Origin of the sequence: Devosia sp. FJ2-5-3, assembly GCF_029201545.1 — a bacterium.
Taxonomy (GTDB): domain Bacteria; phylum Pseudomonadota; class Alphaproteobacteria; order Rhizobiales; family Devosiaceae; genus Devosia.
Genome location: NZ_CP104007.1, coordinates 3,038,139 through 3,052,539 on the forward strand (window position 1 = coordinate 3,038,139; position 14,401 = coordinate 3,052,539).

Consider the following 14,401-nt stretch of genomic DNA (forward strand, 5'->3'; position numbering starts at 1 on the left):
TCAGTCTGAAGGGCCGAGGGCGTCGATCTGGCTCTGCAGATCCTGGACGAAGCTCATGAGGTCGAGCTGACGCTCTCGCTTGAGGCGCGCGGAGGCGAGGATCGAGCGGACGCGCTGGACCGAGCTTTCAAGATCACTGTTGATGATGACATAGTCATATTCACCGGCGTGATCGAGTTCGATGCGCGCGTTTCTCAGGCGCTTTTCGATGGTGCCGACGCTGTCTTGGGCGCGACGCTCGAGACGCGCACGAAGCTCTTGAATGGTTGGCGGCAGAATGAAGACGGTCACCATATCGGCGCGGCAATTTTCGTAGAGCTGCAGTGTGCCCTGATAGTCGACGTCAAAGAGAATGTCCTTGCCGGCGGCAAGCTGTTCTTCGACCTGGGCGCGCGGGGTGCCGTAGTAATTGCCGTGCACCTCGGCGGACTCGAGCAAGCCGCCCTCGGCCTGCATGCGCTGGAAGGTCGGGACGTCGACGAAATAGTAGTGGGTGCCCTCGACTTCGTCACTCCGGCGCGCGCGTGTGGTGGCGGAGACGGAGAGGCGAATGTTGGGATCCTGCTGGAACAGGGCACGGGAAATGGAAGATTTGCCGGCGCCTGATGGGGAGGCGATGACCAGCATGACGCCACGACGCTGAAAATCCATTGCCCACTCTACTCGATGTTTTGAACCTGCTCGCGTAATTGATCGATCACCGCCTTGAGGTCAAGGCCGATGGTGGTCAGTTCCACCGCGTTCGATTTCGAGCAGAGCGTATTGGCTTCTCGGTTGAATTCCTGCGCCAGAAAATCCAGCCGGCGCCCCACGGGCCCGCCCTGGGCAATCAGCTTGCGCGCCCCGGCGATGTGTGCGCGCAGACGATCGATCTCTTCCTGGATATCAGCCTTGGTGACCAGCAGCAGCACTTCCTGCGCAAAGCGCTCGGGCGCGATGTCGGTTTGCTGATTGAGGGCCTCGATCTGCGCCTTGAGACGGGCAGAAATCTGTTCGCGGTTGCGCGAAGGGTGGATCGCGGCGGCTTCGACAAGGACAGCGATCTGGTCGAGCTGATCGGAGAGCGTCGTGGCAATGCGGCTCCCCTCCTCCCGGCGTGACGCCTGAAGGGCAGAAAGAGCATTCTGCGCGGCCTCGGTCACGAGGATGCCGACGGCCTCTTCATCCAGCGCATCTGCCTCCTCGACGGCCAAGACGCCCGGCAGGGCGAGCAGGCCGTCGACGCGCGGGGGCGCGACTTCCAGCCGCTGCGCGAGATCGTTGGCTGCAGCGATGATCGTTGCGAGGGCAGCTTCATTGACGGTGATAGGCTTTCCGGCCGCGCCCCGATCAAGCGTCAGACTGACGTTGAGGGAGCCCCGGCTCAGCGCCTGGGAGAGCAATTGCCGAACAGGCAGATCAAAAATATCAAGACCCTGAGCAAACCGGGTTCGGATGTCGAGACCACGGCCATTGACCGATTTGATCTCGATGCGCGCGCGCAGGGCGCCATTGGCGGCCTCTGCGCGGGCGAAACCGGTCATGCTGGCCAGTGCGGCACTCATTGTGCCGGTGCTTCTTCGGCTTCCTCGGCTTCGAGCGCCTGGCGGGCGGCCTCAGCCTCGGCTTCCGCCTGTTCGGCAGCCTCGCGGGCGATCTGGCGATAGCGGGCGACGTTCTGCTGATGCTCGGCGTAGGTCTCTGCAAAAACGTGACCTTCGCGGGGGGTCGCCCCCTTGGCAACGAAGTAGATGTAGTTGTGGCTATCGGGATTGGCCACGGCCTTGAGGGCGTCAATCCCGGGATTGGCGATCGGCGTCGGCGGCAGGCGATCGATCTGATAGGTGTTGTACGGGGTCTTGGCCTCGATTTCGGAGCGGCGGATGCCGCGGTCGAGCGTCGATTGGCCAAGGGTGATGCCGTAGATGATCGTCGGGTCGGACTGCAGGCGCATATTGGTGCGCAGGCGGTTGACGAAAACGGCGGCGACCTGCGGCCGCTCGTCAGCGACGCCGGTTTCCTTCTCGACGATCGAAGCGAGAATCAGCATTTCGGCCGGCGACTGGAGCGGCAGGTCGGCCGCACGGGTTTCCCAGATTTCGGCGAGAGCCTGGGTCATGGCCTGCTGCATGCGCTCGAGGACGGCCTGGCGCGTATCGCCGGGCAAATAGTCGTAGCTGCCGGGCAGGATTGAGCCTTCAGGCGGCAGGACATCGATGGTGCCGGTCAGGCGATCATCATCGCCCAGGCGCTGTACCACCTGCCAGGACGTCCAGCCCTCTGGAATGGTCACTGCGTAGCGAATTGGGGTGCCTTCGGTCAGCTCCCGGAAAATTTCCGACATGCTGGAATTGGCAGGAATGGTAAAATCGCCTGCCTTGACGACGGTCGATTTCTCGACCCGTTCGCCGAACTGGCGGAAAATGAAGGCGTTGGAGATCAGGCCCTGCTCCTCGAGGCGGGTCGCCGTGGAGGTCAGCGTATTGCCACTCTCGACGCGGAAGACGCGATCTTCGGAAATGGGGCCATCGCCGTAATATTGTGAGGCGACGAAGAGGAACCCGCCACCCACGACCACCAGACCAATGACCAATAGGGTCAGAAGGGCGTTGAGAACATCAACCAGACCGTTGGATGAGCGGCGGCGGCGTTTGCGGCGGTCATTCATTGTGGGTCGTCACCTTCGCTGTCCGTATTGAGGGCAATACTGACCGTGTTGTGGTTCTGGCGCCAAACTGTGGCGACGCGCCCGCATTTTTTGCAATGGCCGGCCACAAAAACAAGGGGCACAGCGCGCGTCGGCGCGATGTGCCCCTCTTGAAAAGTGGAAAAGTCAGGCGACCTTGCGCATGACCAGCGTGGCATTGGTACCGCCAAAGCCGAAGCTATTGGACAGAGCCACGTTGATTTCCTTCTTGAGGGCCACCTTGGGAACAAGGTTGATCGGCGTCTCGACAGAAGGATTGTCGAGGTTAAGGGTCGGCGGAGCGATGCTGTCACGCATAGCCAGGAGGCAGAAAATGGCCTCGACGGAGCCGGCCGCACCCAGAAGGTGACCAATTGCAGACTTTGTCGAGCTCATCACCGCACGCCCGGCGGAATCGCCGAGAACACGGGTCACTGCGCCCAGTTCGATCTCGTCGCCCAAAGGCGTAGAGGTGCCGTGGGCGTTGATGTAATCGACCTCGCCCGGCGCAATGCCGGCGCGCTTGATGGCCGCGCTCATCGCACGGAAGCCACCGTCCCCATCGGGAGCCGGAGCGGTGATGTGGTAAGCATCGCCCGACAGGCCATAACCGATGATTTCGCCATAGATCTTGGCGCCACGCGCCTTGGCGCGCTCGTAATCTTCGAGAACGACGATACCGGCACCCTCGCCCATCACGAAACCGTCGCGATCCCGATCATAGGGGCGCGAGGCAGCGGCAGGATTGTCGTTGAATCCGGTCGAAAGCGCGCGTGCAGCGGCAAAGCCAGCGAGAGCCAGACGATTGACGCAGCTTTCGGTTCCACCGGCCACCATCACGTCCGCATCGCCCAAGGCAATGAGACGTGCCGCATCGCCAATGGCATGCGCGCCTGTCGAGCAGGCGGTGACCACCGAGTGGTTCGGCCCCTTGAGGCCGAAACGAATCGATACATAGCCGGACGCCAGATTGATCAGCCGTCCAGGAATGAAGAACGGACTGATGCGGCGCGGGCCCTTTTCATGCAGCGTTACGGAGGCATCGTAGATGCCGCCAATGCCGCCAATGCCAGAGCCGATCAGGACGCCGGTGCGTTCCTGCTCTTCCTGGGTCTTGGGCTCGACGCCTGCGTCCTGAATGGCCTGTGTAGCAGCAGCCATGGCGTAGACGATGAAATCGTCTACCTTGCGCTGCTCCTTGCTCTCCATCCACTCGTCGGGATTGTACTTGCCATCGGCATAGTCTCCCAAGGGCAGACGGTGAGCAATCTGACAGGCGATATCATCGACTTGAAATTCGTCGATACGCCTGGCCCCACTCTTGCCCGCAAGAATGTTGGCCCACGTGGCCTCCACTCCGCAACCAAGGGGCGTGACAAGTCCCATTCCGGTGACGACGACTCGGCGTAATTCCATGTCTCGACCTGATCCGTCCAGCTTAGCTGGTGGCCTTGGTCAAAAAGGCTACCGCATCGCCGAAGGTCTGGATGGACTCGGCGGCATCGTCGGGAATCTCGACCGAGAATTCTTCTTCGAAAGCCATAACCAGTTCGACCTGATCAAGGGAGTCTGCACCCAGATCGTCGATGAAGCTGGCCTTTTCGACAACCTTCTCGGCGTCCACATTGAGGTGTTCCACAACGATCTTGCGGACCCGATCAGCGACATCGCTCATATTTGACTTCCCTTTTCGAAATCTAGTTCGTTCGCTTCTTATTGGCGCGTAGCCAAATCTTCAAGCTGTGTTGGCTTGTCCGGCAATGTAAGCGGCCTTCTTGGCGCTCGCAAGGCACAGAGCAAGGGGTTAACGCGGCGGCGATTAACATGTTTCCATCGCCTTTGCCAGCGCCAGAAGGCCCGCTTTCCAAGGCTTTCGCCTCGAAAAGGCTAGATCATTGCCATTCCGCCGTTAACGTTCAGCGTATGTCCGGTGACATAAGCGGCCGCATCGCTGGCCAGAAACACAGCGCATGCAGCCACTTCCTGAGCCGTCCCAAGACGGCCGGCAGGGACGTTGGAGAGGATCGACTCGCGCTGTTTGTCATTCAACTCATCGGTCATCGCCGAGGCAATGAAGCCCGGAGCAATGGAATTGACGGTGATGTTGCGGCTGGCCACTTCATGAGCAAGCGCCTTGTTCATGCCGATCAGGCCGGCCTTGGAGGCAGCGTAATTGCCCTGCCCCGGATTTCCGGTGACACCGACGACAGAGGAAATGCCGATGATGCGCCCCCAGCGCTGCTTCATCATGCCCCGAAGGACGGCGCGGTTGAGGTGGAAGGCTGCGGTGAGGTTGATGGCGATCACCTCATCCCATTCCTCATCCTTCATGCGCATGAAAAGATTGTCGCGGGTGACGCCCGCATTGTTGATGAGAATATCGAGGCCACCCATGGCCGCCTCGGCGGCAGGGACCAGCTTGTCGACCTCGTCGAGCTTGGAGAGGTTGCATGGCAGGATCGGGCAATCCTTGCCGATTTCCTTGGCCGTGTCCTCGAGGGCGCCCGTGCGGGTACCCGAAAGCGCCACTGTGGCGCCGGCGGCAGCGAGGGCCTTGGCGATCTCGCGACCAATACCGCCGCTGGCGCCCGTGACGAGGGCCCGTTTTCCGGTGAGATCAAACATGTCTGCTCCTTGGTGGAGTAAGAGGGCCCCTGGCGAAAGCTTACGCCTGGGGATTGAGTTGGGCCACAAGGGCGTCGATGTCGGCCGGTGCGCCGATGGCCTGGGCGGCGACATCAGGTGCGATCCGCTTGGCAAGGCCGGTCAGCACCTTCCCCGCACCGATCTCGACCAGATTGGTGACGCCGCCCTGACCAGCCAGCCAGGTGACGCTCTCGGTCCAGCGCACAACGCCAGTGACCTGCTCGATGAGGCGCTGGCGGATTTCGCCCGCGTCGGTGATGGGTGCGGCAAGCACATTGGCAACGAGGGGCACCACTGGGCTCTTCATTTCCACTTCGCTCAGAGCTGCGGCCATCGCATCGGCAGCCGGCTGCATGAGCGAGCAATGGAACGGGGCACTGACCGGCAGCTGCATAGCACGCTTTGCACCCCGGGCCTTGGCGATTTCAATGGCGCGCTCGACGGCGCCGACGGCGCCGGAGATCACAACCTGGCCAGGAGCATTGTCATTGGCGACTTCACAGACCTCGCCCTGGCCAGCTTCAGATGCAACTGAGCGCGCGGTTTCAAGATCCAGGCCGAGCAGCGCCGCCATGGCACCATGGCCAACGGGCACGGCCTTTTGCATCGCCAGGCCGCGCGTGCGCAGCAGGCGCGCCGTATCCGCCAATGTGAAAGTGCCGGCGGCACAAAGTGCGGAATATTCACCGAGCGAATGCCCGGCGACAAAGGCGGCATGATCAACAAGGCGAATGCCGCGGGTTTCCAGCACGCGCATGATGGCCATGCTGACGGCCATGAGGGCGGGCTGAGCATTTTCGGTCAGGCGCAGAATATCTTCCGGGCCTTCGAAGAGAATTGCAGACAGGCGCTCGCCCAGGGCTTCGTCGACTTCGTGGAAGACGGCACGCGCTTCCGGAAAAGCCGTGGCAAGATCCTTGCCCATGCCCACGAACTGACTGCCCTGGCCCGGAAACGTGAACGCTATGGTCGACATCGTCCAACCCCCTTTTGAGATGGTCTCACGCTTGTCCGAGACCGGTTCAGGGGGCTTTGCAAGCAGTATGAGGCAGAGTCAAGGCATAGGAACAATGCCGCAGATCGCATGCCGACTTTTTTAACCGGGAATGATCATTGTTACAAATGGGGGCTTCGCCGCGGTGAATACCGCATCGAGCAGAGAGTGCCATGACTATGAATAGCCAGCCAGCGCGCCTCGTGCTGGTCGAATCGCTGGCAATCGGCGCCCTGGTCTTTGCGGCCTGCATTGTCGGGATCCAGACGCGCCTGCTGTTCTCCCTCGCCAGTATCTGGCCGGCCAATGCCCTGTTGTTCGGCGTGCTTATCCTGCGACCGTCGACGAATAATGGTGCGACCTGGATTCTCTCCGGGCTCGGATATGTCGGCGCGGACCTGATTGCCCAGAGCCCGCTTGAAAATGCGCTGCTGCTCAATGGCACCAATCTTCTCGGCGTCAGCATTGGCGTGGCGGTGATGGATCGGCTGAGCCGAAGTGCGCAGTTCCTTACCCGGCCGCTCGATGCCGTCGCCACTATCGGGGTGATAATGCTCGCCTCCGCGGCAACGGGCACGGCTGGCGGCGCGATCGGGCCGATCCTCTTCGGCATGAATTGGGTCGAGAGCCTGGGGCTCTGGTTTTCGGCGGAACTGGTCAATTACACGATTTTCCTGCCGCCCCTGCTGGCATTGCTACGGAGGGACAGGCAGGCGCTGCGCTTTTTCTCGCGCAACGCCAACCAGCGTCGACACCAGCTGGCGGCGCTGAGTTCGCTGGCATTGTCCGTCGTGGTCATGCACTGGGCGGGCGGCCCTGGGGCGACCTCCTATATGATCCCTGCCCTGATCTGGTGCGCAGTGTGCTTCCGGCCATTCGCCTGCGCCATTCTGACCATGCTGATTTGCGTGTGGCTGCTCATCGCCGGGCCGTTGGGGCTGATGCCGCTCAACATCGATTTCTACAATGCCACCGACGCCTCTTCCTTCCGGCTGGGCGTAGGGATGATCGCCGGGGGAACACTTGCAGTGTCGATAATCAACAGCGCATGGCGGGCCGCACACGCCGCGCTGCTGGCTGTCGCCTCGCGTGATGCCCTCACCGGGCTCCTCAACCGGGGCGCCTTCATGGAGCGACTTGATCTCGCTTTTTCGAGGCGCGCGCAGGCGCCATTCGCCGTGCTGATGGTCGATGTCGACCACTTCAAGGCGATCAATGAAACCCATGGCCATCCGGCCGGCGACGCAGTGCTGCGCACGATGGCGCGGTTGCTGACCGACAATCTTCGTGATGGCGACATATGCGGTCGCGTGGGCGGAGAGGAGTTCGCACTGATCGTGAGCGGCACCGCAAAGAGCGAGGGCCTGGCCGTGGCCGACCGCATCCAGAGTGCTGCACGGCAGATGACAACCCAACTGGACGATGGGTATGTCATCCAGGCCACCCTGAGCATCGGGGTCGGAGACAGCGCGGCCCACACCAGCGTGGATCAATTGCTGGTGGAAAGCGACAAGGCGCTTTATTCAGCCAAGCATGGCGGGCGAAACCGGGTGGCTGTCGCAAACGCGGCCCCTGCTCTTGTGTGATTGCGCAAGAGAACAGCAAACTTGCCTTGGCTGGCATTCTGCTCTATAGCGCGCCCAGCAATTCGTTTGGCCGGGGGCTGAACGGAGGGTTTTTGCTTTGGCAAAGACAGGATTTTCTGATCCGGCCTCCCGTGTTCCCGCTCTTTGCAAGACTGCTTTGACGCCTTTCCGGCTTCAAGGAGGCTCCGCGCCAGGCATTGCGTATCGAAACCACAAGGAAGGCGCATTCATGGCCCTCTACGAACACATCTTCCTGGCGCGCCAGGACGTTTCCCAGCAGCAGGTCGAAGAACTGACCACTGCCCTGACCGAGATCCTCGCCCAGGGCGGCGGCAAGGTCACCAAGAACGAATATTGGGGCCTCAAGGGCCTCTCCTACCGCATTCGCAAGAATCGCAAGGCGCACTACACGCTGCTCAATCTCGACGCTCCGGCGACTGCCGTTGCCGAGATGGAACGCCAGATGCGCATCAATGAAGACATTCTGCGCTTCATGACCGTTCGCGTCGACGAGCTTGAAGAAGGCCCATCGGCCATGATGCAAAAGCGCGATCGCGATGACCGCGATGGTGGTGGCCGTGGTGATCGTGGTGGCCCGTCGGGCGACCGTCGTCCCCGCCGCTTCTAAGATAAGGAACGAAAAGCCATGGCTATCAAAGACCTTACCACTTCCCAGGCCCGCCGCCCGTTCCAGCGCCGTCGCAAGACCTGCCCGTTCTCGGGTGAAGGCGCGCCAAAGATCGACTACAAGGACGTGCGCCTGCTGTCGCGCTACGTCTCCGAGCGCGGCAAGATCGTGCCGAGCCGCATCACTGCCGTTTCTGCAAAGAAGCAGCGTGAACTGGCTCGTGCCATCAAGCGCGCCCGCTTCATCGGCGTGATGCCCTACGCCGTAAAGTAAGCTCCGCAATAGCGAAGCATCGTTGGGGTCGCGAAATCGTTCGCGGCTCCTAACCGTTCCCAGAGGACGGGACAGCCCAAAGGAAAAAGACATGAAAGTCATTCTGCTCGAGCGCATCGGCCGCACCGGTACCATCGGCGACGAAGTCACCGTCAAGGACGGCTTTGCCCGTAACTATCTGCTGCCACAGGGCAAGGCCCTGCGCGCCACCGAAGCCAACCGCAAGCGGTTCGAATCGGAACGCGCTCATATCGAACAGCGCAACGAAGAGCGTCGCAACACCGCTGCCGGCATTGCGGAAGGCCTCAATGGCCGCACCGTCATGATCATCCGCCAGGCAGGTGAAACCGGCCAGCTCTATGGTTCGGTCGCAGCCCGCGACATCGTGGAAGCCCTCGCAGCTGACGGCTACACCGTGCAGCGCAACCAGGTCGACCTTGCCGACCCGATCAAGACGGTCGGCGTGCACGCTATTGCCCTGTCCCTGCACCCGGAAGTCGCAGTCTCGATCACCGTCAACGTCGCTCGATCGGCCGACGAAGCCAGTCGCCAGGCTGCCGGTGAAGACGTGAGCGTGCACACGTTCGAAGCCGACGAAGACGGCGATTTCGCCGCCGGCCAGAAGGACGCTGCTGCCGAAGACCGCTTCGAAGAGTAGTCTTCGTTTCTGTCCTGAGATTGAAAAGGCCGGACATTTGTCCGGCCTTTTTTTTCGGCGCCATCCCGAGCGAAGACAAATAGCGGACGGCGCTCCCCTGGGATGACCCGAGGGCGACTCAGCCATTGGCACGCCATGTTTGGGGTGCAAGAGTGGGCATGATTAATCCCCGTTGATCACAGAGTTAACGCGCAACAAGCAAGCTATTAACCCCTCGTAGGCTAGGGCGTGAGACTCTGGCCGCCATGGCGTGGTTAGAAAGGTTAACAGAGCTCCCGAGGACCCCGATGGCTGAGATCGCACGGCTCCACCCTGCCGAAGACAAATCCTTCCGCGTCGCTCCCCACAATGTGGAGGCAGAACAGGCTCTGCTGGGCGCCATACTGATCAACAATGAAGCGTTTTACCGCGTAGCGGACTTTCTCGAGCCCGAGCACTTCTACGAGCCGGTGCACCGGAACATCTACGAGATCACGGGCAAGATCATCCGCGCCGGCAAATCCGCCGACCCTACCACCATCAAGACGCATTTGCCGGACCAGCTGCTGCCGGAAATGACGATGGCGCAATATCTGGCGCGTCTGGCCGCCGAGGCCACGACCGTCATCAACGCCGCCGACTATGGTCAGGCGATCTACGACCTGGCCATCCGGCGGAACCTGATCCTCGTAGGCGAAGAGATGGTGACGGTCGCCTATGATTCGGACGTCGAAATGACGCCGAACAAGCAGATCGAAAAGGTCGAGGGCGAACTCTTCCAACTCGCCGAGAAGGGCCGTTATGACGGCGGCTTCCTCAGCTTCGGCACGGCGCTCAACGCTTCGATCAAGATGGCAGGGGAAGCCTTCCAGCGCGATGGCGGCCTCTCAGGCGTGGCGACGGCGCTGCACGACCTCGACCGCCAGATGGGCGGGCTGCAGCGCTCGGACTTGATCGTGCTCGCCGGCCGCCCGGCCATGGGCAAGACCTCACTCGTGACCAATATCGCCTACAACGTTGCCAGCGCCTGGAAGGGCGAGGTAACGCCGGACGGACACAACAAGACCGTCGATGGCGGGATCGTGGGCTTTTTCAGCCTTGAAATGAGCTCCGAGCAGCTGGCGACACGTATTCTGGCGGAACAGGCCGAGGTTTCGTCTTCCGATATCCGCCGCGGCCGCATCCACGACAGCCAATTTGCCAAGCTGGTCGACGTCTCCAACATGATGAGCAAGGTCCCGCTGTATATCGATGACACCGGCGGCCTGAGCGTCGCCCAGCTGGCGGCTCGAGCGCGGCGCCTCAAGCGCCAGAAGGGGCTCGATCTGCTCATCGTGGACTATTTGCAACTGCTTTCGGGCTCGTCGAAAGCCTCGAGCCAGAACCGCGTGCAGGAACTGACCGAAATCACCACGACGCTCAAGGCGCTGGCCAAGGAACTGGAAGTGCCGGTGATTGCGCTCTCCCAGCTCTCCCGCCAGGTCGAGCAGCGCGACGACAAGCATCCGCAACTGGCGGATTTGCGCGAATCGGGTTCTATCGAGCAGGACGCCGACGTGGTGATGTTCGTGTATCGCGAGGAATACTACCTCAAGAACAAGGAGCCCAAAGAGGGCACGCCAGAACACATCACCTGGCAAGGGGAAATGGAACAGGTGCACGGCAAGGCCGAGGTCATCATCGCCAAGCAGCGCCACGGCCCCACGGGTACGGTGCAATTGAGCTTCGAGGCGCAGTATACCCGCTTCGGCAATCTGGCCAGGGCAGACTATCTGCCAGAACGCATGGAATAAGAATGAAGCTGACCTCTGGGCTTGGTGGCCAGTTGACCGTAGATCTGGGTGCGCTGGCCAAGAATTGGCGCGCCCTCGACAAGGTGAGTGCAGGGGCGCTCACAGCCAGCGTGGTCAAGGCCGACGCCTATGGCACAGGCATCGAAATGGCCAGCAAGGCACTTTACGCGGCCGGCGCACGGTTCTTCTTCGTGGCGACGCCCGACGAGGGAATTGCCGTGCGCACGACCCTGCCCGATGCCCATATCTTCGTGCTCGGCGGGCTCTATCCAGGCGCGGCCAATCTCTATATCCGCCAGAGCCTGATGCCTGTGATCGGCTCGATGGACATGCTGGAAGAATGGCTGGCCAAATGCGTGGAACGCAACGAGGCCTATCCTAGCGCCTTTCACTTCGACACCGGCATGAACCGGCTGGGATTCCGTCTCAACGAGGCCGTACTGGTTCGCGAACGCATCGAGCGCCTGGGTTATGCGCCGCAGATGGTCATGAGCCATCTGGCGTGTTCTGACATTCCGAACCACGAGAAAAACCGCACGCAGCTTGCCCTGTTCGGCTCGGTGCTCAACCAGTTCCCCGGCATACCCGCTTCGCTGGCCAATTCCGCCGGCATGATGACGGGCCGCGACTATCACTTCCAGATGGTCCGACCCGGGATTGCCCTCTATGGCGGGCGAGCCGTCAACGGGCGCAAGAATCCCATGGCCAATGTGGTGACGCTGCATGTGCCGGTCCTGCAGGTGAAAGAAGCGCGGACCGGAGAGTCGGTGGGCTATGGCGCAAGCTATTCGCTGTCGCGCGACAGCCGTCTGGCGATCCTCGGACATGGCTATGCCGACGGGTTCTTCCGCTCGCTGTCCGCGACCAACCAGCGGCCCGGTGGAAAGGTGTTCTTACGCGGCAAGCTCTGTCCCATCGTCGGCAAGATCTCTATGGATCTTTCGATCGTCGACATTACCGAACTCGGGCCGAACCTGCCAAAGCCGGGTGAAGGTGCCGAGGTCATCGGCCCCAATATCAGTGTCGACGACCAGGCCGATGCAGCTGGCACGATCGGCTATGAACTGCTCACGGCGCTCAAGGGGCGATATACGCGGAACTATGTCGGAGACGGGTATCTGCCGGAGTAATCGCTCTGGCCGCGCCAGTTCTCTATTTGTTCTTGCACCACCTCCCCTGCCCTGCTAGCGTTCCTCAATGAGTGGTTCGGGGCATCGGCGCTATGTCATCCTGTTGCGGGCGATCGGGCCGGTGACGCATCGGCTGATGTCGATGGCGGGGTGGTGCGACGCTGCCGAGAAGGCGGAATTTCAAGGCGCGGCAACGTTCGGGAACACGGGCAACATGCTCGCCGATTTTCAGGGATCGGAAGGCGCGGCAGCCGAAGCGATGATCAAAGTGCTGCGTGGTTTTGGGCTGGGCGAAAATGTCGTTCCCATCGTGCGGCCGATATCGGTCCTGACGATGCTCGCCGAGGCACTCGACGCGGACGTTGCCGACCCCAGTCAGGCGGCGGTGTATTTTTTTGCGACCGCCCAGCCAGATTTTTCCTGGCTGAAGGACCATGATGGGCCCGAGCGCATCCGGATAGTAAACGAACACCTCGTTGTCGATTTCACCCGGGACGCCAACAAGTCGGGCCGGTTGATCCGGCAGATAGAAAAGAACTGCGGCGTCTCCACGGCGCGAAACTGGAATACAGTGCGCGGGCTGGCCAAGCTGGCCGCGGCGCAAGGGAAAATGAACTAAGTGGCCAAGATCCGCACAAACTTCGTCTGCCAGTCCTGCGGTGCGGTTTCGACCCGATGGCAGGGACGCTGCGATGCCTGCGGCGAGTGGAACACCATTGTCGAGGAGATAGCCGATTCGGGCGTCGGAGCTGGACCCAAAGCTGCGAAATCGAATGGCCGGCCGGCCAATCTGGTGCCGCTGGCGGGCGAGACGGAAAGCGCGGCCCGCGTCGTTACCGGCATGGTCGAACTGGATCGGGTGACCGGTGGCGGTTTTGTCAAAGGGTCAGCACTGCTGGTCGGCGGGGATCCGGGGATCGGCAAGTCCACGCTTCTCCTGCAGTCGGCCGCAGCCCTTGCAGGTCAAGGCAAGCGGGTCATCTATGTATCGGGCGAAGAAGCGGTGGCGCAGGTGCGCCTAAGAGCGCAGCGGCTGGGCCTGGGCGATGCCGATGTGCTGCTGGCGGCCGAAACCAATGTGGAAATCATTCTCGCCACCCTCGAAAATGGTCCGCCGCCTGACCTCGTGATCATCGATTCCATCCAGACATTATGGACGGATCGCGTGGACAGCGCGCCGGGCACGGTGACCCAGGTCCGCACCTCGGCCCAGGCGCTGACGCGGTTCGCAAAAAAGAGCGGCGCAGCGGTGGTCCTGGTAGGACACGTGACCAAGGACGGGCAGATCGCCGGACCGCGCGTGGTCGAGCACATGGTCGACGCCGTACTTTACTTCGAGGGTGACAGCAGCCACACGTTTCGCATTCTGCGGGGGGTAAAGAACCGGTATGGCGCGACCGACGAGATAGGCGTTTTCGCCATGACCGAGCGGGGCCTGGAGCAGGTCGCCAATCCATCTGCCCTGTTCCTCGACCAACGCGACCGGGACGCGGCCGGTTCGGCGGTGTTTGCGGGTGTCGAAGGCACGCGCCCGATCCTTATCGAGATCCAGGCGCTGGTGGCCCCCTCCCCGCTCGGCAATCCGCGCCGGGCTGTGGTGGGCTGGGATTCATCAAGGCTCTCGATGGTGCTGGCGGTGCTCGAGACCCGCTGCGGCGTGCGGATCGGGGCCAATGATATCTATCTCAATGTCGCCGGCGGGCTGAAGATCAACGAGCCAGCAGCCGATCTGGCGGTGGCGGCGGCACTCATCTCGTCGCTCACCGGGGCGGCCCTTCCGCCAGAGGCAGTGTTTTTCGGCGAGATTTCGCTGGCAGGCGGCATCAGGCCGGTGTCGCACAGCGCGCTGCGGTTGCGGGAAGCCCAGAAGCTGGGGTTCAAATCGGTCACGACGGGGCGGGTTGGCGGGGCCGACAAGAGCCCAGGCCTGGAGATAACCGAATATTCCCAGCTCGCCGACATGGTCAGCCGCATCGCGGCCAATGGCAAGATGCCGGTGGCTGAGGAAGACAGCTGGTAAACAATTGGTTTATGGGAAGAACGGCGTCG

General features: G+C 61.7%; 15 protein-coding genes. 8 read left to right on the plus strand and 7 right to left on the minus strand.

All coding sequences use genetic code 11. The features are described from left to right. From gmk to fabD, 7 genes are all read right to left on the minus strand, one after another. The gene (gmk, locus tag N0P34_RS14675; RefSeq protein ID WP_275603968.1) at positions 1-651 is read right to left on the minus strand and encodes a guanylate kinase; all 651 of its coding nucleotides are present in this window, start codon (positions 649-651) and stop codon (positions 1-3) included. 8 nt (positions 652-659) lie between these two features. Continuing rightward, entirely contained in the window at positions 660-1,544 is an 885-nt protein-coding gene (locus N0P34_RS14680) for a YicC/YloC family endoribonuclease (protein ID WP_275603969.1), read from the minus strand. Beyond that, entirely contained in the window at positions 1,541-2,647 is a 1,107-nt protein-coding gene (gene mltG / locus N0P34_RS14685) for an endolytic transglycosylase MltG (RefSeq protein WP_275603970.1), read from the minus strand. Before mltG ends, N0P34_RS14680 begins: the two co-directional genes overlap by 4 nt. 165 nt (positions 2,648-2,812) lie before the next feature. Next, positions 2,813-4,081: a beta-ketoacyl-ACP synthase II gene (gene fabF / locus N0P34_RS14690; protein ID WP_275603971.1), complete on the minus strand. Its 1,269-nt coding sequence runs from the start codon at positions 4,079-4,081 to the stop codon at positions 2,813-2,815. 22 nt (positions 4,082-4,103) lie between these two features. Beyond that, complete coding sequence (locus N0P34_RS14695; protein ID WP_169196701.1) at positions 4,104-4,340, minus strand: acyl carrier protein; 237 nt, start codon at positions 4,338-4,340, stop codon at positions 4,104-4,106. A gap of 212 nt (positions 4,341-4,552) precedes the next feature. After that, positions 4,553-5,290 (minus strand): 3-oxoacyl-[acyl-carrier-protein] reductase, encoded by a 738-nt coding sequence (gene fabG, locus N0P34_RS14700; protein ID WP_275603972.1) that lies wholly within the window; start codon positions 5,288-5,290, stop codon positions 4,553-4,555. Between the two features lie 40 nt (positions 5,291-5,330). After that, on the minus strand, positions 5,331-6,287 hold the full coding sequence (fabD, locus tag N0P34_RS14705; protein WP_275603973.1) for an ACP S-malonyltransferase: 957 nt from the start codon (positions 6,285-6,287) through the stop codon (positions 5,331-5,333). A gap of 191 nt (positions 6,288-6,478) precedes the next feature. Here fabD and N0P34_RS14710 point away from each other — a divergent pair, with 191 nt between their 5' ends. The 8 genes from N0P34_RS14710 to radA all read left to right on the plus strand — a co-directional run bounded on the left by N0P34_RS14710 (position 6,479) and on the right by radA (position 14,372). Next, the gene (locus N0P34_RS14710) at positions 6,479-7,891 is read left to right on the plus strand and encodes a GGDEF domain-containing protein (protein WP_275603974.1); all 1,413 of its coding nucleotides are present in this window, start codon (positions 6,479-6,481) and stop codon (positions 7,889-7,891) included. A 229-nt stretch (positions 7,892-8,120) separates the two neighbouring features. Continuing rightward, entirely contained in the window at positions 8,121-8,519 is a 399-nt protein-coding gene (gene rpsF / locus N0P34_RS14715; protein ID WP_275603975.1) for a 30S ribosomal protein S6, read from the plus strand. A 24-nt stretch (positions 8,520-8,543) separates the two neighbouring features. Beyond that, positions 8,544-8,792: a 30S ribosomal protein S18 gene (gene rpsR, locus N0P34_RS14720; protein WP_275606994.1), complete on the plus strand. Its 249-nt coding sequence runs from the start codon at positions 8,544-8,546 to the stop codon at positions 8,790-8,792. A 91-nt stretch (positions 8,793-8,883) separates the two neighbouring features. After that, a complete protein-coding gene (gene rplI / locus N0P34_RS14725) occupies positions 8,884-9,450 on the plus strand; it encodes a 50S ribosomal protein L9 (protein ID WP_275603976.1) in 567 nt (188 codons plus the stop codon). A gap of 287 nt (positions 9,451-9,737) precedes the next feature. Beyond that, positions 9,738-11,222 carry a replicative DNA helicase gene (locus tag N0P34_RS14730; protein WP_275603977.1) on the plus strand — a complete coding sequence of 495 codons (1,485 nt, stop codon included), beginning with the start codon at positions 9,738-9,740 and terminating at the stop codon, positions 11,220-11,222. Positions 11,223-11,224: 2 nt separating this feature from the next. Continuing rightward, positions 11,225-12,352, plus strand: a complete 1,128-nt coding sequence (gene alr, locus N0P34_RS14735) for an alanine racemase (RefSeq protein WP_275603978.1) — start codon at positions 11,225-11,227, stop codon at positions 12,350-12,352. A gap of 67 nt (positions 12,353-12,419) precedes the next feature. Beyond that, complete coding sequence (locus N0P34_RS14740; RefSeq protein ID WP_275603979.1) at positions 12,420-12,971, plus strand: DUF1697 domain-containing protein; 552 nt, start codon at positions 12,420-12,422, stop codon at positions 12,969-12,971. Beyond that, positions 12,972-14,372, plus strand: a complete 1,401-nt coding sequence (radA, locus tag N0P34_RS14745; RefSeq protein ID WP_275603980.1) for a DNA repair protein RadA — start codon at positions 12,972-12,974, stop codon at positions 14,370-14,372. It begins immediately after the preceding gene. Positions 14,373-14,401 lie beyond the last annotated feature (29 nt).